This is a genomic window from Paraburkholderia sp. PAMB 6770, from assembly GCF_057748135.1.
Map to the genome: position 1 here is coordinate 172,156 of NZ_CM173239.1, position 18,696 is coordinate 190,851.

Consider the following 18,696-nt stretch of genomic DNA (forward strand, 5'->3'; position numbering starts at 1 on the left):
GGCTCACGCAGGCGGCGCGCGATGACCGGCCCCGCCCGGGCCGGGTGCTTCCGCGTGTGCCGCTTGTGCTGTTTTCTCCGCGCGCGGTTGCGCGTCGTGCGGTCCATTCGGCCCATCCGGCGCGCCGGCGGCCCGGGCGTCTGCGCGGCCGGGCCACGCGGCGAGCAGCACGAGCGCGTGCGCGGCGACCTCCAGCGCGGGCGCCGCGAGCGCCCGCGAAGACGCTGCCGGCTGTGCGGTATCGAGCAGCACGTGCCATTCCAGCTGCGGCGCGGGCGGGGCGAACGACAGCGTCTGGGCCGACGCGTTCAGCATCATCAACAGAACCTCGGTTTGCCCGTCGGCGCCCTCGCCGGCGCGCCGCAGCGTCAGCGCGCGTCCCTCCGGGTCCTGCCAGGCCTCGGGCGTGAGCGGCTCGCCGCGTTCGTCGAACCAGCCGATGTCGTGCACGCCCGGCAGCACTTCGCGGTCGCCGAACAGGAAGCGCGGCTCGCGCAGCAACGGATGCTGCCTGCGCAGCGCGATCGCGCGCGCGACGAACGCTGTCATGGTGCGACCGTCGGCGGACCCGGCGCGTTCCCAGTCGAGCCATGAAATTTCGTTGTCCTGGCAGTACGCGTTGTTGTTGCCTTGCTGGGTGCGATGCGCTTCGTCGCCGGCGAGCAGCATCGGCGTGCCGAGCGAGACGAATACCGTCGCGATCAGCGAGCGCATGATGCGCGCGCGGGTGTCGCCGATCGACGGGTCGTCGCTCGGGCCCTCGACGCCCCAGTTCGCGCTGCAGTTCTCGTTGTGGCCGTCGCGGTTTTCCTCGCCGTTCGCGTCGTTGTGCTTGTGCTCGTACGACACGAGATCGGCGAGCGTGAAGCCGTCGTGCGACGCCGCATAGTTGATCGAGGCCCACGGCCGGCGCCGGCGCCGGTTGAACAGGTCGGCCGAGCCGGTGAGGCGCGCGGCGAGATCGGGCCGCAGTCCCGCGTCGCCGCGCCAGAAGCGGCGCACGGTGTCGCGAAAGCGGTCGTTCCACTCGGCGAAGCCGGGCGGATGGTTGCCGAGCTGATAGCCGCCGGGGCCGATGTCCCACGGCTCCGAAATCAGCTTGCGCTGCGCCAGCACCGGATCTTGCCGCAGCGCGTCGAAAAAGCCGGAGCCCGGATCGAAGCCGCTGTGCTCGCGGCCGAGCGTGACGCCGAGGTCGAAGCGAAAGCCGTCGATGTTGAACGACGTCGCCCAGTAGCGCAGCGAATCCGTCACCATCTGCAGCACGCGCGGATGCGCGAGGTTCACCGTGTTGCCGCAGCCGGTGTCGTTGATATGATGCCGTTCGTCGCCGGGTATGAGGCGGTAGTAGCTCGCGTTGTCGAGGCCGCGCCACGAGACGGTCGGCCCCGTCTCATCGCCCTCGCACGTGTGGTTGTAGACGACGTCGAGAAGCACCTCGATTCCCGCCGCGTGCAGCCGGCGAATCGCGATGCGCATTTCGTCGAGCCGGTGCGTGCTCAGGTACGACGGTTCCGGTGCGAAATACGCGGCGGTGTTGTAGCCCCAGTAATTGCGCAATCCGCGCTCGACCAGAAAGCGGTCGTTCAGGAACGCGTGCACCGGCATCAGTTCGACCGCGGTGACGCCGAGCTTCAGCAGGTGCTCGATGAATTCGGGCGCCGCCAGCGCGGCGAACGTGCCGCGCTCGTGCGCGCGCAGCGCGGCACGCCGCATCGATGCGCCGCGCACGTGCATCTCGCAGATGACCGTCTGGCTCCACGGCACGTCCGGGCGCACGTCGTGCGACCAGTCGAACGCTTCGTCGATCACCACGCATTTCGGCATGGCGGGCGCCGAGTCGCGCCGGTCCATCGACAGGTCGAGCCGGTTCGAATGCACCCGGTAGCCGAACAGCGCGTCGGACCAGCGAAACTGTCCGGTCAGCTTGCGCGCGTAAGGGTCGAGCAGCAGCTTGTAAGGATTGAAGCGGTGCCCTTCGTGCGGCTGATACGGACCGTACGCGCGAAACCCGTAGGCGGTGCCCGGATGCACGTTGGGCAGATAGCCGTGCCAGACCTCGTCCGTGCATTCGGGCAGTGCATAGCGGCGCAGTTCCTTGCGGCCGGCCGCATCGAACAGGCACAGCTCGATGCGCTGCGCGTGCGCGGAAAAGACCGCGAAATTGACGCCCAGTCCGTCCCACTTCGCGCCGAGCGGGTAGGGCGAACCGGGCAGCAACTGGTCCGGCAAGGCGTGCGACATGGTTCCCGTCCTCGTTATGCGTGTTCTGCGGGCGCGCCGCCCTGCCGCGCCGACGATTCGCCGGTGCGATCTCAGGTGTCCGCGCGCAGCACGATCGTCGCCAGCGGCGGCAGGATCAGCGACACCGACTGCGGCCGGCCGTGGCTCGCCACGTCCTCGGTGTGAACGAGCCCGGCATTGCCGACGTTCGAGCCGCCGTAGAGGCTCGCATCGGTGTTCAGGACCTCGCTCCATCGGCCGGCGAGCGGCACGCCGACGCGATAGCCGTGATGCGGCACCGGCGTGAAGTTGCAAACCGCGACGAGCTCGCGTCCCGCGCCGTCGGTACGCCGGTAGGCGATCACGCTGTTGTCGGCGTCGTCGCCGACCAGCCAGTCGAAGCCGCCCGCTTCGCAATCGAGCGTATGGAGCGCGGGTTCGTCGCCGTAGAGCCGGTTCAGGTCGCGCACCAGCCTCTGCACGCCGTGATGCAGCGGGTCGTCGAGCAGATGCCAGTGCGGCGAGCCGTCGTGATCGAACTCGGCGAGCTGCCCGAACTCGCCGCCCATGAACAGCAGCTTCTTGCCCGGATGCGTCCACATGAAGCCGAAGTACGCGCGCAGGTTCGCGAAGCGCTGCCAGCGGTCGCCGGGCATCTTGCCGAGCAGCGAGCCCTTGCCGTGCACCACCTCGTCGTGCGACAGCGGCAGCACGAAGCATTCGGAGTACGCGTAGACCATGCCGAAGGTCAGGTTGTGATGGTGATAGCGGCGATAAAGCGGGTCTTCGCGCATGTAGTGGAGCGTGTCGTGCATCCAGCCCATGTTCCACTTGAAGTCGAAGCCGAGCCCGCCGTCCTCGACGCGCGCGGTCACGCCGGGCCACGCGGTCGATTCCTCGGCGATCGTGATCGCGCCCGGCACCCCCGGCACGTAGCCGACTTCGTGATTGAGCCGCTTCAGGAATGCGATCGACTCCAGATTTTCGCGGCCGCCGTGGACATTCGGCACCCACTCGCCGGGCGCGCGGGAATAGTCGCGGTACAGCATCGAGGCGACCGCGTCGACGCGCAGTCCGTCGACGTGGTAGCGCGCGAGCCACGCGAGCGCGGACGCGATCAGGAACGCGCTGACCTCGTGACGGCCGAGGTTGTAGATCATCGTGTTCCAGTCCTGGTGGTAGCCCTCGCGCGGATCCGCGTGCTCGTAGAGCGGCGTGCCGTCGAACTGCACGAGGCCGTGCGCATCGTTCGGGAAATGCGCGGGCACCCAGTCGAGGATCACGCCGAGGCCGGCCGCATGCGCGCGATCGACGAAGCGCGCGAACTGCTCGGGCCGGCCGAAGCGCGCGGACGGCGCGAACTGCGCGAGCGGCTGATAGCCCCACGAGCCGCCGAACGGGTGCTCGGCGACCGGCAGGAATTCGATGTGCGTGAAGCCCATCTCCTGCGCGTACGGAATCAGGCGCTCGGCCAGCTCGTCCCAGTCAAGCCCGCGCTGGCCTTCTTCGGCGATGCGCAGCCACGACGACGCATGCACTTCGTAGATCGCGAGCGGCGAGCGCGGCGTCTGATGGGCGGCGCGCGCGTGCAGCCACGCGTGGTCGCTCCACGGGAACTGTTCGATCGCCTCGACGTGCGCGACGATCGAGGCAGTGGCCGGCGGCGCCTCGGTCTGCATCGCACACGGGTCTGCCTTGAGCGGCAGCGGGTGGCCGTCGCGTCCGAGCAGCTCGTACTTGTAGCGCGCACCCGCCGCGAGCCGCGGCACGAACAGCTCCCATACGCCCGCCTGATGACGCAGCCGCATCGGATGCCGGCGTCCGTCCCACGTGTTGAAGTCGCCGACCACCGACACGCGCCGCGCATTCGGCGCCCACACCGCGAAGCGCACGCCGGGCACGCCGTCGAATTCGACGGGACGTGCGCCGAGGCATTCGAGCACCGCATACGGGTCGCCATGCGCGAGGCGTTGCAGCGGCTCGTCGCCGAGGACCGGGCCGAATGAATAGGTATCCTCTATATCCTGTTGCGTTCCGTGCCAGTCGATGCGCAACCGGTACGGCACCGCGGCGCTGACCTGTCCCGCGAACAGGCCGCGCGCGTCAAGGCGCGTCAGCTCGCCGAGCAGCGCCCCGTCGGCGCGCGCGATGACGGCGACGCGCGCGGCGTTCGGCAGCATCGCGCGCACCACGGGGCCCGCTTCGGTCTGGTGCAGGCCGAGCAGCGAGAACGGATCGGGATGGCGCGCCTCGGCGAGCGCGTCCCGGTCGAGCGGATGAAGGCCGATAGCCGGATCGTGTTCACTCATAGTCGCCCTCGGCCGGAGACGGCGGTGCGTTGCCGGCGAGGCGGCCGGCCGCCGGCTCGCCCGGCGTCTCGTCCTCCAGCAGCCGGTTTGCGAGCGCGGCGAGACCACGCACCGGCAGGCCGAGCCAGGCCGGCCGGTTGGCGGCCTCATAGCGGATTTCGTAGGCGGCCTTCTCGATCAGGAACAGGTCGAGCAGCGCCTGCTCGGCCTCGGGCGCGACGAGCGGTTGCGGCGCGTGTGCGATCGCAATCCGGTACTGCTCGATGAAGCGTTCGGCCGCATACTCGCGAAAGCGCTCGAACAGCGTGCGCTTGCGCTCGGCGATCAGGTGCGGCGCGTTCTCGGTGGTCGACTGCGCGGCTGCGCTCGCGTACGACAGCGAGCGCAGCAGTCCCGCCACGTCGCGCAGCGGGCTCGATTTCTGGCGGCGTTCGTCGAGCGGGCGCGCGGGTTCGCCTTCGAAGTCGATCAGGAATGCGTCGCCCTGTGCGACCAGCACCTGGCCCAGATGAAAGTCGCCGTGGATGCGGATGCGCAGCGCGCCCGCATTCGGGGCCACCCGATGCGCGATGCGCCCCGCGAGCGCCTGGCGCCGTTCGAGCAGCCCGTGCGCGATGGTTCGCGTGTCGTCGTCGAGCGCGTCGAGGTGCGCGGCGAGCACGTCGAGCGCGGCCGCGAGCATCGCTTGCGCGCCGTCGGTCCACGCCTGCACGTGCGCCGGCGTGGCCGGTTCCGGCGCGAACGCGGGATCGTCGGTCGGCGACGCGAGTGCGACGTGCAGCTCGCCGAGCCGCTTGCCGATCACGCCGGCAAGCGTGCCGTAGCCGTCGATCGCCTCCGCTTCGTTGTCGCGATCGGGGGTGGCCTCGCCGGCGTCGGCGGTGAGCGCGAGCTCGTCGATCGCCCGGCGCAGGTAGTCGAGCGCCCAGTTCCACGCGTCGCCCTGGTTGTCGATGAAGCCTTGCAGGATGCACAGCGTATGCGGCACGCCGGCCGGATCGACGCGCACGACCTCGCCATAGAGCGGCGCGGTGTTCGCGTAGCCGACGCGGGTCAGGTAGCGGCTCATCTCCGCTTCCGGATGGACGCCGTTCAGCAAACGCCGCACGAGCTTCAGCACCGCCACGTCTTCGATCACGAGCGAGCTGTTGCTCTGCTCGGCGGCGAGCCAGCGGATTTCGGGCCGCTCGCCGAGATTGAGTTCGTCGAAGCGCCCGGTCGGCACGAAGCAGATCTCGCTCTTTTGCACGGTGGGCACGACTGCGCGTTCGCGCAGCTTGTGCAGCACGCCGTGCGCGAACAGCGGCAGCGAGAACGCGTCGGTCAGGTGCCCGATGTTGCGGTTGCGCCGCACGCGTGCGAGCGCGAGCTGGATGAACAGCGGCGAGGTCGTATCGGTGCCCCAGCTGATCGCGATGGGCAGCACGTAGCGTTCGGTGTGCGCGCCGACGTCCGCTTCGATTTCGGTGAACGCGAAGCCCGCGTTCGGAATGGTCGTCAGTGCGGCGAGGCGCACTGCGTGCATCGTCTGGTCCTTCGATGCGAACCAGCGCCGCCGGCTCAGCCACGACGGCAGCACCTCGGATTCGAGCAGCCGCACGTTCTCGGGCGTGGGGCCGGTCTGCCCCTCGCGGATCACGATCGTCGCGAATTCCGGCAGCGGCTCGGAGGGCGCCTGCGCCCACGTCGGCCGCTGGTTGCCCGGACACAGCAGGAACCACAGGAAGCCGTATGGCGGAAACGTCAGCAGATAGGTGAGCTGGCCGATCGCCGGAAACACCGAATCGGCGGTCATCTCGATCGGCACGGTGCCGGCGAACTCCGACAGGTCCAGCTCGACCGCCTGCGGCGCGCGCGACAGATTCGCGACGCACAGGATCGGCGGCTCGTCCGGCATCTCGCGCAGGTACGCGAGAATCTTGCGGTTGTTCGGTTTCAGGAAACGGATCGTGCCGCGCCCGAACGCGCGGCGCGCGCGCCGCGTCGCCAGCATGCGCCGGGTCCAGTTGAGCAGCGAGTGCGGATCGCGGCTCTGCGCCTCGACGTTGATCGCGTCGAAGCCGTAAAGCGTGCCCATCACCGGCGGCAGCACGAGTTGCTCCGGGTCCGCGCGCGAGAAGCCGCCGTTGCGGTCCGACGACCACTGCATCGGCGTGCGCACGCCGTCGCGGTCGCCGAGGTGGATGTTGTCGCCCATGCCGAGTTCGTCGCCGTAGTAGATCACCGGCGTGCCGGGCATCGACAGCAGCAGCGAGTTGATCAGCTCGATGCGGCGGCGGTCGCGCTCCATCAGCGGCGCGAGCCGGCGGCGGATGCCGAGGTTCAGCCGCGCGCGGCGGTCGCTCGCGTAGGTATTCCACAGGTAGTCGCGCTCGGAGTCGGTGACCATTTCGAGCGTGAGTTCGTCGTGATTGCGCAGGAAAATCGCCCACTGGCACGACGTCGGCACGTCCGGCGTCTGCTTCATGATGTCGGTGATCGGGAAGCGGTCTTCGCTCGCGATCGCCATGTAGATGCGCGGCATCAGCGGAAAGTGGAACGCCATGTGGCATTCGTCCTCGGCGCCGAAATACTCCTGCACGTCCTCGGGCCACTGGTTCGCTTCGGCGAGCAGCATCCGGTTCGGATACTCGGCGTCGATCGTCGCGCGGATCTTCTTCAGGATCGCGTGCGTTTCCGGCAGGTTCTCGTTATTGGTGCCCTCGCGCTCGACGAGGTAGGGCACCGCGTCGAGCCGCAGTCCGTCGATGCCCATGTCGAGCCAGAAGCGCATCACCTGCAGTACTTCGCGCAGCACCGCCGGATTGTCGAAATTCAGGTCGGGCTGGTGCGAATAGAAGCGGTGCCAGAAATAGGCGCCCGCGACCGGGTCGTGCGTCCAGTTGGACGGTTCGCTGTCGATGAAGATGATGCGCGTGCCGGTGTACTTCTGGTCCGTATCGGACCACACGTAGTAGTTGCGATGGTTCGAGCCGGGTTTCGCGCGGCGCGCGCGCTGAAACCACGGATGCTGATCCGACGTGTGGTTGATCACGAGTTCGGTGATCACGCGGATGCCGCGTGCGTGCGCTTCCTGGATGAAGTGCTTCACATCGGCGAGCTGCCCGTAGTCGGGGTGCACGTTGCGGTAGTCGGCGATGTCGTACCCGTCGTCGCGGCGCGGCGACGGGTAGAACGGCAGCAGCCAGATCGCGTCGACGCCAAGCTCGGCGATGTAGTCGAGCTTCGCGATCAGGCCGGGGAAGTCGCCGACGCCGTCGTTGTTCGCATCGAAGAACGACTTGATGTGCACCTGATAGATGATCGCGTCCTTGTACCACAGCGGATCGTCGGACAGCGCCGACGGTTTGCCGCGCCGCGCCGTGCGCGCATGCGCGGCGTGCGCCGCGGCTGTGGCGGCACGCGTGGGCGGGGGGCTCTCGGTGGGGTCGTCGCGTTTCATTACGCACCTTCGGTCGGAGACGGGTGAGGGACGTGCCCGTGATTGCTGTCAGGCACCTCCGCCGGCAGGCCGCCCGCCGGCGCGATGCGCCAGATCGCGAACGGCAGCCCGCCCGGGCCGAGGTGCACGTGCTGCGCGCGTCCGTACCATTCGAAGCGCGCACCGCTCATCTGGTCGACGACGTCGAGCGCGGCGTTGTCCTGCAGCCGCCAGCGCGCGAACGTCTCCCACGACAGCTCGAAATCGGCGCCCTGATCGTTGAACGGATCGAGGCTGATCGCGACGACGACGACGTTGTCGCGCGCGGGCGTTGCTTTTTCGAAGCACAGGATCTGGTCGTTGTGCGCGGTGAGGAAGGTGATGCCCAGATGCGTGTGCAGCGCCGGATTCGCGCGGCGGATCCGGTTCAGCGCGCCGATTTCGGCGGCGATGTGACCGGGCCGGTGCCAGTCCCACGCACGCAGCTGATATTTTTCGGAGTCCAGATATTCTTCGCTGTCCGGCAGTGCGGCCGATTCGCACAGCTCGAAGCCGCTATAGATGCCCCACAGCCCCGACAGCGTCGCCGCGAGCGCCGCGCGGATCAGAAAGCCGGCGCGCCCGGAGGACTGCAGATGGCGCGGATTGATGTCCGGCGTGTTGACGAAGAAGTTCGGCCGGTAATACTCGCGCACCGGGCTTTGCGTGAGCTCGCCCAGATACGCGATGAAGTCGCGCTTCGATTCGCGCCACGTGAAGTACGTGTACGACTGCGAGAAGCCGATCTTGCCGAGCCGGTACATCATGCGCGGCCGCGTGAACGCTTCGGCGAAGAAGATCGTGTGCGGATGGCGCGCGCGCACGTCGGCGATCAGCCATTCCCAGAACGGCAGCGGCTTCGTGTGCGGGTTGTCGACGCGGAAGATGTGGACCCCGGCGTCGATCCAGAACAGGATCACGTCGCGCAGCGCAAGCCACAGATTGGGCTTTGCATCGTGCGCATAGAAGTCCGGGTTGACGATGTCCTGATACTTCTTCGGCGGATTTTCCGCGTAGCGCAGCGTGCCGTCGGGGCGCCACGCGAACCACGTCGGATGCGCCTTCAGCCACGGATGATCGGGTGAACACTGGATGGCGAAGTCGAGCGCGATTTCGAGGCCATGCCGATGCGCGGCGGCGAGCATCTGCCGGAAGTCGTCGAGCGAGCCGAGCGCCGGGTGCACGGCGGTATGGCCGCCTTCGTCCGCGCCGATCGCATAGGGGCTGCCGACGTCGCCCGGTTGCGCGGCGAGCGCGTTGTTGCGGCCTTTGCGGTTCGTTTGCCCGATCGGATGGATCGGCGGGAAATACAGCACGTCGAAGCCCATTTCGCGAATGCGCGGCAACTGGCGCACGACATCCGCGAAGGTGCCGTGGCGGTCTTCGTCGTCGCTCATCGAGCGCGGAAACAGCTCGTACCAGCTCGCGAAGCTCGCCGCGGTGCGCTCGGCGTCGACCCGGTAGACCAGCGGATCGCGCGCGAGGAACGGGCGGTGGCGCGCGTCGGCCATCGCCTGCGCAGTCGCGGGCGCGAGCAGCAGCGCGAGGCGCGCCTCGGGATCCGCTTTCGCGAAGGTCTCGGCCAGTGCCGCGAGCGGCGCATGCGGCGCGTCGTCCGCTGTCCCGGCTTCCGCCAGCACGAGCGCGAACAGGTGGCGGGCTTCTTCGATTTCGGTCTCGACGCTCTGGCCGGCCTTCAGCTTTTTCTGCACGTGTTCGACGAGCGACGCGAAGTCGTCGCGCCACGCGATTACGGTGAATTCATGCCGGCCGACGCGCATGAGCGGCATGAACGCACGCCACTGATCCATGCCGGCGGGCTCGGCCGGCAGCATCGGCGTTTCGTGCCACGCGGTTTCGTCGGCGGCGCGCCAGACGAGTGCGGCGGCGATCCGGTCGTGGCCTTCGGCAAAGATCGCTGCCGTGACCTCGACACGCTCGCCGACCGTGCGCCTGACGACGAAGCGTCCGTCGTCGATGCTCGGCATCACGTTCTCGATCGCCACGCGCGGCGCGGCGATCGCGTCCATCACGGCGGCGCGCGCGCTGCGGGCGTAGCGGCCTTTGTCGTGCGGTGGCGCGAGCAGTACCGGCGGATCGGCGAGCCCCGCGAACAGCCGGCATTCGCCGGCCGCGAGCGTGAACGGTGCGAGTGGGGCCGGCGCGTCGCCGCCGGTCCGATCGAGCGGCGCGAACGCGGTGAAGCTGCCGGGCACGCCCGCGAGAAAACGCGCGGGATCGACGCGCACCGGCGTATCGAGCGCGGGGTTCGCGACAACGAGCGTTGCCGCCGCGCTGTCGCGCAGATCGGGCTGGTCGCCGCGCAACAGCACCGCGACCGGCGCATCCGGTCCGCTCAGTGCGCGCAGTTCGCCGCATGCCTGCAGCGCGGCGTGATCGCGCAGCAGCGCGTTCACGCGCGCGAGATCGGCGCGCAGATCGAAGCGGGCCGCGCGGCAAAGCGCGTCGAATTCGTCGGCGTGGCCGCGCGTGTAGGACATCGGCTGCGCGATGCCGTATTCGAAGCCCATCGGCACGAGCCAGCCGGCGCCGGTGCCGGCCGCCGCGACCAGCGCGCGCCGGTACGCGCGCTCGATGATGCCGATGTCCTGCGTATTGGCGATGTCGTCGGCGAGACGCCGGTCATACGGCGCTTCGGGAAACGCGATGGGCGCACCGATGCGCAGCAGCGCGGCGTACTCGTCGATCAGCCAGCTCGCGCGGAAATCCCACCAGCGCACCGACGAGAACACGCTGTCGAAACCCGCGTCTTCGAGCGGCATCAGATCGGCGCGCGCGATGCCCGGCGTCGCGGCGAGAAAGCGCACGTCAGGGTACTGCGCGCGCACGGCTGCACCAAGCCGCTGCCAGAACGCGCGCGGCACGCGATGCGGCGAATCGAGGCGAAAGCCCGCGATGCCCGCCGCGGCGAGGCCGAGCAACGTGCGGGTCCACCAGTCGAGCAGCGCGGCGGTGTTGCCTTCGCTCGCGAAGTCCACATACGCGACGTTGTCCTCGCGATGCAGGTGGCGCGGGTCGAGCCGCGCCTCTTCGGATTCGAACGGGTGGAACCAGTCGGGATGCGCGCCGTGCAGCGCGCCGTCGGCGGCGAAGCGGTCGATCACGAGATCGGCCAGCAGGCCGATGCCCTGCGCGCGCGCTGCGTCGGCGAGGCCGCGCAGCGCATCGTGCGCGCGCTGCGGCGTATCGAAGACCGGATGAAGGCGGTCGTGGTCGGCGACGATCTGCGCGTGTCCGGCGCGGCCGGGCTGGAACAGCGCGCCGATCAGCACGTGGTCGAAACCGAGCGAAGCGGCGTACGCAAACCGCGCTGGCCACGCGTCGAGCGGTCCGACGAGAACAGAGTGAAGGAAATAGATCCGCGGTGCATACCTTGCCGAAGGTTCCATCGGTGGTTTCCAGATTCGTCCTGCCGCGATGCGGATGCATCAGGGTGCGATCGCATCGCTCGTTGGGGTCCAGAGCCGGTGTTGCATGCCGCGTGCACACGGCGCGCCTACTGGTCAATGTAGTGCAAAGATCGGCGCTGCGCCCGGCTGTAATGAACGCGCAAGGCCGCTTGCGAGCCGCGCGGACGCCAACCGGTACGGTCGGGGGGCCAGCGGGGCAGCCAGTGGGGCAGCAAGCGGTGTGCCAGAGGTGCGGCAGAGGTGCGGCAGAGGTGCGGCAGACGCAATGCGGGCAACGGCGCGGTAACGGCGCGGCAACGGCGTGCAGCGGGCGAGCCGGGACGCGCCGTCGTGGTGCGGGAGACGGGGGAGAGCCGTGCAGACGGGGGCGGGCCGTGTAATTCAGGCGCGCGGCGCGTGCGCTTTACACGCGGCCGATGCGGCGAGCCGCACGCGCGGCCTGGTGGCGCCGCATCGCGAAATGCGCAGTGCGGGTCACGCGCCCGTCATGCGCCGTGTCATGCGCCCGTCTCTCAGGAGCCCATCAGGCCGGCCGCGATGTTGATGCACAGTCCGAGCACCGCGACGTTGAAGTAGAACGACAGGATCGATTGCGCGAGCGTCGCGCGGCGAATCTGGCGCGAGCACAGCACGACGTCGGACGTCTGCGAGGCGACCGCGATCGTGAACGAGAAGTACAGAAAGTCCCAGTAATCCGGCTGCAGCACCTTGTCGGGAAACTTCAGCGCGGTGTCGTGCGGATCGGAGCCGTAGTAAAGCCGCGCGTAATGCAGCGTGAAGATGGTGGGAATCAGGAACCACGCGCCGATCAGCGTGAGCCCGGTCATCAGGTAATGGGCGAGCGTCGAGCCGGCGCCGAGGTTCTTCGCGGTGGCGAGTTCCAGCACGATCGCCGCGATGCTCGCGACCGTCGCGAGGCAGATCACGAACAGGACGACGCCGGCGTTCTCGTCGTCGCGCATGGCGGTCTCGCGCACGCGGCTTTCGTGCGCGCCGGCCATGTGCGCCCAGATCAGCACGAGGTACGTCCAGACCGCGATGTCCCACCCCGCCAGCACCCGCACCATCGGCCGCAGGTGCGCCGGAACGGCCAGTGCGGCGGCGATGCCGACCACGAGTCCCGCGACCATGCGCGGACGATGACGAAGCACCTGCGGATAGAGATTCATGGCCATGGCGGAGACGGTAAGCGGCGAGGGCGTGGCCGATTCTAACCTGCACGCGGACCGGCGCGCGCCGGCCGGCATTTGTCGAATCGACGCGTGCCAGCTATAGTCTGTCGCAACCGCCTTGAGCAGGGTGTCGATTTCGACGGAGCCGCGATGACAGATCTGCAAGAGAACGTTCACGGCACGGCCGGTCGCGTCGGTCCGCAGTCGGCGAGCCGGCGCGGCTGGCTGCGCCGCGCATGTGCCGCCGCGGCGCTGCTCGCGTTCGCGGGTGCGGCGCGGCTCGGGGCGCCGTTCGGCGTGGCGTCGGCGCTGGCCGAGCCGGCCGCGGGCGCGGACCTCGATGCCTTTCTCGCGCTGTCGCGGCGTCTGACCGGGCGCAGCCGCTTCGATCCGGTGCTCGGCAAGCGGGTCTACGGCGCGCTCGCCGAGGCCGACAGCCAGTTCGTGCAGAATGTCGCCGCGCTGGACACCTGGCTGAACGACCACGGCGGCGTGCCGTCCGATACCGTGACGCAGGCGCTGGAAGCGGACTCCCCCGCGCTGGCGAAGACGGTGCGCGCGGTGATGCGCGCCTGGTATCTCGGGCTCGTCGGCGAGATGCCGAACGTGCAGGTCGTCGCGTACGAGCGCGCGCTGATGTTCGATCCCGTCCGGGACGTGCTGACGATTCCGTCGTATTGCCGCGACGTGCCGTTCTACTGGGCCAGCCAGCCCACCGCCGCCTGAGTCCCGCGCTGCGTGCCGCGCACCGGCAGGCAACGACAGGCCAGCAGAAGAGGAAAGCGATGGCAAATGCAGATTCAGCCGATGTGGTGGTCGTCGGCTCGGGCGTCGCGGGCAGTCTGGTGGCGCACCAGATGGCGCTCGCGGGCGCGTCGGTGATCCTGCTCGAAGCGGGGCCGCGGATTCCGCGCTGGCAGATCGTCGAGAATTTTCGCAACTCGCCGGCCAAGGGCGATTTCGCGACGCCGTATCCGAGCGCGCCGTTTGCGCCGCATCCGGAGTACTCGCCGCCGAATCATTACATGATCCAGAAGGGCGATTATCCGTACAACTCGCAATATCTGCGTATGGTGGGCGGCACCACCTGGCACTGGGCGGCCGCCGCGTGGCGGCTGCTGCCATCCGATTTCCAGCTGCATGCGCTGTACGGCGTGGGCCGCGACTGGCCGTTCCCGTACGCGACGCTCGCGCCCTGGTACGATGCCGCCGAAGTCGCGCTGGGCGTGTCGGGCCCGGCGTCGCCGGTCGACCTCGGCTCGCCGCGCGCGCATCCTTACCCGATGGCGCAACTGCCGCTGTCGTACATGGATCAGCGTTTTTCCGACGTGCTCAACGCGCAGGGCTTTCAGGTCGTGCCCGAGCCCGTTGCGCGCAACAGCCGTCCCTACGACGCGCGGCCCACCTGCTGCGGCAACAACAACTGCATGCCGATCTGTCCGATCGGGGCCATGTACAACGGCATCATGCATGTCGAGAAGGCCGAGCAGGCCGGCGCGCGGCTGATTGCGCAGGCGGTCGTGTACCGCATCGAGGCCGACGACAGCGGCCTCGTCACGGCGGTGCATTACCGGGATCCGCAAGGGCACAGCACGCGCGTGAGCGGCAAGCTGTTCGTGCTGGCCGCGAACGGCATCGAGACGCCCAAGCTGATGCTGATGTCGACGTCCAGCCGGTTCCCGCACGGCATCGGCAACCGGTCGGACCAGGTCGGCCGCAACCTGATGGATCACCCCGGCACGGGCGTCACGTTTCGCGCGAGCGAGCGGCTGTGGCCCGGCCGCGGTCCGATGGAGATGACCTCGATTGTCAATTTCCGCGACGGCGCGTTTCGCGCGGACTATGCGGCAAAGAAGCTGCATCTCTCGAATGCGGTGCAGACGCCGGCCGTCACCGCCGCGCTGCTCGACAAGGGGCTGACCGGCGCCGAACTGGACCGGGAGATCTACGATCGCGCGGCGCGCACGCTCACGATCAACAGCTTTCACGAACACCTGCCGGAGCCGCAGAACCGGATCGTGCCGTCCGCGGATCACAAGGATGCTCTCGGCATCCCGCAGCCCGAGATCACCTATTCGATCAACGACTATGTCCGGAAAAGCGCCGCGGATACGCACGCGCAGTACGCGCGCATCGCCGCGCTGCTCGGCGCCACCGAGGTCGCGTTCGACGACGCTTTCGCACCGAACAATCACATCATGGGCACGACGATCATGGGCAGCGACGCGGCGAATTCCGTCGTCGATGCCGACTGCCGCACGCACGACCACCTGAACCTGTTCGTCGCCAGCAGCGGCGTGATGCCGAGCGCCGGGTCCGTGAACTGCACGCTGACCGTTGCCGCGCTGGCGCTGCGGCTTGCCGGCAAGCTCAAGCGCGAGATCTGACGCGAGACCCCGACGGAGAGCCCTCATGACGAACCCGACGCCTCGCCCGCCGTCCCCCCGGCGCGCGCCCTCCACGCGCCGCGCGCCGGTGCGCGCGGGCTTGCTGGCGGCGGCTTTCGCGTGCGCCGCGCTGTATGTCGCGTGGCAGGCCGCGCGCGACCTGCCGCCGCTGCACCCGGACGAACTGCCGATCCGGCAGGCGCTGGCCGACGACAGCGCGCAGCCGGGCGACGCGCAGGGCGACCCCGGACTGGTGCGGCGCGGCGCCTATCTGACGCGCATCGGCGACTGCGCGGCCTGCCATACGGCCGACCCGAACCGTCCGTTCGCGGGCGGCGTGCCGATCGGCACGCCGTTCGGCACGATCTACACGCCGAACATCACGCCGGATCCCGATACCGGCATCGGCCAATGGAGCGACACCGACTTTCTGCGCGCGATGCACGAGGGCATCGGCAAGGGCGGCGAGCATCTGTATCCGGCGTTTCCGTACGTCGAGTACACGCGGGTCACGAGCGAGGACGTGATGGCGATCCGCGCCTACCTGAACACGCTGAAGCCGATCCACTACACGCCGCCGCGCAATGCGCTGAACTTTCCGTTCAACCAGCGCTGGCTGATGGTGTTCTGGAATCTGTTCAACTTCACCGAGGGGCGCTTCGTGCCGGATCCGAACCAGAGCCCCGAGCACAACCGGGGAGCCTATCTGGTCGAAGGGCTCGCGCATTGCGAGGAATGTCATACGCCGCGCAACTTCATGCAGGGCCTGAAAACAGGCGAGCGCTTCTCGGGGGCGACGCAAAACGGCTGGCACGCATTCAACATCACGCCGGACAAGACAAGCGGCATCGGCACCTGGAGCGACGCGCAACTGATCGGCTACCTCGCGACCGGCGCGGTGCCGGGGCGCGCGAATGCGGCCGGACCGATGGCCGAGGTGGTCGCGCACAGCACGCAGTATCTGACCCATGAGGACCTGAACTCGATCGTCGCGTATCTGCGCGCGCTGCCGCCGGTGGCCGGCGGCGAGACGCGCGCGCGCGACGCGTGGGGGCAGCCGGCCGACGACGTCGCGGCGCTGCGCGGCGTGAAGGTGAGCGGCATCGACGGCGCGCAACTGTTCATCGCGAACTGCGCGTCCTGTCACGGCTGGAGCGGGGCGGGCGTCGGCGCGAGCGCGCCGGGGGCGTATCCGTCGCTGATCCACAACACGACGGTCGGCGCGCGCGATCCGGACAACCTCGCGTTGGTGATCCTGCGCGGCGTGAGCCGCAAGACGGCCGAAGCCGACGTGCTGATGCCTGCATTCGCCGCGCATCTGAGCGACCCGCAGATCGCCGCGATCGCGAACTATGTGACCGGGCACTTCGGCGATCCGCACGCGACGCTCACCGCGGACGAGGTCGCGAAGCTGCGCGCCGAACCGCAATGACCGGCCGGCGGCGCGCCGGCCACGCGCGCGCCGACCGGCCGAGAAAAGCGAGACACCGCGCATACGCGCTTTGCGTTGGCGGCCTATCATCAGCGTATGGCTTCTCTTCTTGCTCCTGCTGTCACCCATCATCCCGTCAATCGGGCGGGCCGCGACTTCGTCGTCGGCGATCTGCACGGCTGTGTCGATGCGCTGCGCTATCTGCTGCGCGAGGTCGGCTTCGACCCGGCGCGCGACCGGCTGTTCTCGGTCGGCGACCTGATCGACCGCGGCGCGCAGTCCGAAGCGGCGCTCGCGCTGCTCGACAAGCCGTGGTTTCACGCCGTGCTCGGCAATCACGAAGACGCGCTGTGCGCGGTTGTCGAAGGGCGGCTGCGCCCGCAGTACTGGTACGGGATCGGCGGCGGCTGGGCCGCGCAACTGTCCGATGACGCGCTGCTCGCTTACGCGCAGCGGCTGGCGCGCCTGCCGCTCGTGCGGGTGGTGGGCAGCGGCAGCGAGCGCTTCAACGTGCTGCACGCGGAGTTTTTCGGCACCGACGCCGCGCTCGACGCGGGCGATTTTTCCGCCGACGAACGCCAGCAACTGCTGTGGGGCCGCCAGCTCGCGACCGGCGACGGCGATCCGGGCAGCCAGCGCGGCTTGTCGCTCACGTACTGCGGACATACGCCGATGCGCGGCATCGTGCAGATCGGCGCGCAGGTGTTCATCGATACCGGCGCGTTCGGCCCGGGCGGCAGGCTGACCATGGTGGAGGCGCGCAAGGCGAACCGCTGGTCGGTGACGGTCGAGGACGCGCGCGCCGACGGGGCGGCCGCGCTCGCGCTGCCCTGAGCGCCCGGCGGGCCGCCGCTCAGCCGACCTGATTCAGCTCGAACACCATGTCGACGGTGCGGCCGTTCCAGTTGTATTCCAGATACGCGGCGTGATGGCAATCGCGCAGCAGCGCGGTGCGGAACGCCGCGAGGCATTCGCCGCCGGCGTCGCGCACCGACGGATACGCGATGCCCGGCGCCCCGGCCTCGCGCACCGCGCGCCCGAGCGCCTGACCGGCCGCATACGCGTGCGGCGCGAGCACCGCGGGGTCGAGCGATGCGTCGTCGCGCAGATCGACCACCTCGCCGTGCGCGACGACCGTGTAGAGACGCATCTGCTGGCGCATCGGCGCCTCGCCGGTGGCGGCGAGAAACAGGCCGGCGTGATAGCGCGTCTCCGCGATCGCGGTGGCGCGCGAACGCGCGCAATAGAAGACGCCAAACCGGCCGTCCGAGAAGCGGCTGCCGAGCGGGTTCAGATGCGTGAACGCCGCCATGATCGGCCCGAAGCCGGGGCCGAAGCGGCGCTCCTCGCGCGGCACCAGGTCGAGTTCGCCCAGTTCGGTGCGCAGGCGGTCGTTGGTCATCGCTTCGAGCGCGTACAGCGCGTCGAAGTCTTCGGGCGACGCGACGCGATCGAACAGGTTCACCGCCGGAAACCGCGTCGGAATGACCCGGTAAGCGGGCGACCAGTCGAGTGATGCCGTGCGCCAGCGGTCTTGCCAGTGAATGTCGGTCACGCCCAGCCGCCCCGCATCGCATCGAGATACTGACGCACGGCGACGAGGTCGCTGATGTTGCCCGCGAGCATGCGGTCGAGCGCGCGGCGGCCGCCGAACGGCGGTGCGCTGTTCGGGCGCTTGATCCAGCCGTCCGCCGCGGCCGGCTGCGGCAGCAGGATCTGCAGCGCCTTGTAGATGCCGAGCAGCAGCGACAGGCGTTCGAGCGTATCGCGCGTCAGGCGCGCGCTGTGCGGCTGCGCTTTCCATTTGAAGAACGTGGAGCGGCCCGGCGAGCCGAGCAGGACGAGCTGCTCGTCCACGCTCAGGTCCCAGTCGCGGGCAATGCCGAAGAACGCGCGCAAGCCCGCAGCCGACATCTCGGCCAGCGACGGCGCCGCGCCGGGCCGGCGCAGCGGCGGCTCGCCACGGGAGGCGCGGGCAGCATGCGACATGATCGAAGTCCTAATCTGTACGTATTTTGAATAATAGTCCAGTTTGGGACGAATGCAAGTCTGTTGCTATAATCGCGCGGCCAATCAGGCGAAACGAGGCGAAACGAGGATCGGACGATGCGGGTGAAGGGGGTGCGGGACGTGGCGGTCGCCCTGGCGGCGGCATGCTGCCTGACGAGTGCGCAGGCGGCGAAGTACACCGAAACATGGAATCCGCCTGAGGCGATGCGGGCAGCGCCGCATCCTTCGCATGCGGGCCGCACGCACGACAAGCCGGCGAAGCGGCACGAAGC

At 69.0% G+C, this 18,696-nt stretch carries 11 protein-coding genes; 4 read left to right on the plus strand and 7 right to left on the minus strand.

All coding sequences use genetic code 11. The annotated features are described in order from the left end of the window. Positions 1-3: 3 nt before the first annotated feature. The 5 genes from glgX to AC3AP7_RS18345 form a co-directional block, all read right to left on the minus strand. Positions 4-2,244 (minus strand): glycogen debranching protein GlgX, encoded by a 2,241-nt coding sequence (glgX, locus tag AC3AP7_RS18325; protein ID WP_487364009.1) that lies wholly within the window; start codon positions 2,242-2,244, stop codon positions 4-6. A gap of 71 nt (positions 2,245-2,315) precedes the next feature. Further along, on the minus strand, positions 2,316-4,532 hold the full coding sequence (glgB, locus tag AC3AP7_RS18330) for a 1,4-alpha-glucan branching protein GlgB (protein ID WP_487364010.1): 2,217 nt from the start codon (positions 4,530-4,532) through the stop codon (positions 2,316-2,318). After that, entirely contained in the window at positions 4,525-7,974 is a 3,450-nt protein-coding gene (treS, locus tag AC3AP7_RS18335) for a maltose alpha-D-glucosyltransferase (protein ID WP_487364011.1), read from the minus strand. Before treS ends, glgB begins: the two co-directional genes overlap by 8 nt. Next, a complete protein-coding gene (locus AC3AP7_RS18340) occupies positions 7,974-11,402 on the minus strand; it encodes a maltotransferase domain-containing protein (protein WP_487364012.1) in 3,429 nt (1,142 codons plus the stop codon). The genes treS and AC3AP7_RS18340 overlap by 1 nt, the downstream gene beginning before the upstream one ends. A gap of 533 nt (positions 11,403-11,935) precedes the next feature. Beyond that, complete coding sequence (locus AC3AP7_RS18345) at positions 11,936-12,592, minus strand: DUF1345 domain-containing protein (protein ID WP_487364929.1); 657 nt, start codon at positions 12,590-12,592, stop codon at positions 11,936-11,938. Positions 12,593-12,745: 153 nt separating this feature from the next. Here AC3AP7_RS18345 and AC3AP7_RS18350 point away from each other — a divergent pair, with 153 nt between their 5' ends. From AC3AP7_RS18350 to AC3AP7_RS18365, 4 genes are all read left to right on the plus strand, one after another. Further along, entirely contained in the window at positions 12,746-13,321 is a 576-nt protein-coding gene (locus tag AC3AP7_RS18350; RefSeq protein ID WP_487364013.1) for a sugar dehydrogenase complex small subunit, read from the plus strand. A 59-nt stretch (positions 13,322-13,380) separates the two neighbouring features. Then, a complete protein-coding gene (locus tag AC3AP7_RS18355; protein WP_487364014.1) occupies positions 13,381-14,982 on the plus strand; it encodes a GMC family oxidoreductase in 1,602 nt (533 codons plus the stop codon). Positions 14,983-15,007: 25 nt separating this feature from the next. After that, entirely contained in the window at positions 15,008-16,414 is a 1,407-nt protein-coding gene (locus AC3AP7_RS18360; protein WP_487364015.1) for a c-type cytochrome, read from the plus strand. Between the two features lie 96 nt (positions 16,415-16,510). After that, a complete protein-coding gene (locus AC3AP7_RS18365; RefSeq protein WP_487364016.1) occupies positions 16,511-17,248 on the plus strand; it encodes a metallophosphoesterase in 738 nt (245 codons plus the stop codon). A gap of 19 nt (positions 17,249-17,267) precedes the next feature. Here the strand turns inward: AC3AP7_RS18365 and AC3AP7_RS18370 are convergent, their stop codons facing one another. Both AC3AP7_RS18370 and AC3AP7_RS18375 read right to left on the minus strand, forming a co-directional pair. Beyond that, on the minus strand, positions 17,268-17,969 hold the full coding sequence (locus AC3AP7_RS18370) for an RES family NAD+ phosphorylase (protein ID WP_487364017.1): 702 nt from the start codon (positions 17,967-17,969) through the stop codon (positions 17,268-17,270). Next, positions 17,966-18,403, minus strand: a complete 438-nt coding sequence (locus AC3AP7_RS18375; protein WP_487364018.1) for an MbcA/ParS/Xre antitoxin family protein — start codon at positions 18,401-18,403, stop codon at positions 17,966-17,968. Before AC3AP7_RS18375 ends, AC3AP7_RS18370 begins: the two co-directional genes overlap by 4 nt. Between the last annotated feature and the right edge of the window lie 293 nt (positions 18,404-18,696).

Bases quoted from the DNA above. Each gene is read 5' to 3' on its own strand.
- glgB (WP_487364010.1), bottom strand. From the start codon at position 4,532: ATGAGTGAACACGATCCGGCTATCGGCCTTCATCCGCTCGACCGGGAC.
- AC3AP7_RS18340 (WP_487364012.1), bottom strand. From the start codon at position 11,402: ATGGAACCTTCGGCAAGGTATGCACCGCGGATCTATTTCCTTCACTCT.
- glgX (WP_487364009.1), bottom strand. From the start codon at position 2,244: ATGTCGCACGCCTTGCCGGACCAGTTGCTGCCCGGTTCGCCCTACCCG.
- AC3AP7_RS18365 (WP_487364016.1), top strand. From the start codon at position 16,511: ATGGCTTCTCTTCTTGCTCCTGCTGTCACCCATCATCCCGTCAATCGG.
- AC3AP7_RS18375 (WP_487364018.1), bottom strand. From the start codon at position 18,403: ATGTCGCATGCTGCCCGCGCCTCCCGTGGCGAGCCGCCGCTGCGCCGG.
- AC3AP7_RS18350 (WP_487364013.1), top strand. From the start codon at position 12,746: ATGACAGATCTGCAAGAGAACGTTCACGGCACGGCCGGTCGCGTCGGT.
- treS (WP_487364011.1), bottom strand. From the start codon at position 7,974: ATGAAACGCGACGACCCCACCGAGAGCCCCCCGCCCACGCGTGCCGCC.
- AC3AP7_RS18345 (WP_487364929.1), bottom strand. From the start codon at position 12,592: ATGAATCTCTATCCGCAGGTGCTTCGTCATCGTCCGCGCATGGTCGCG.
- AC3AP7_RS18360 (WP_487364015.1), top strand. From the start codon at position 15,008: ATGACGAACCCGACGCCTCGCCCGCCGTCCCCCCGGCGCGCGCCCTCC.
- AC3AP7_RS18355 (WP_487364014.1), top strand. From the start codon at position 13,381: ATGGCAAATGCAGATTCAGCCGATGTGGTGGTCGTCGGCTCGGGCGTC.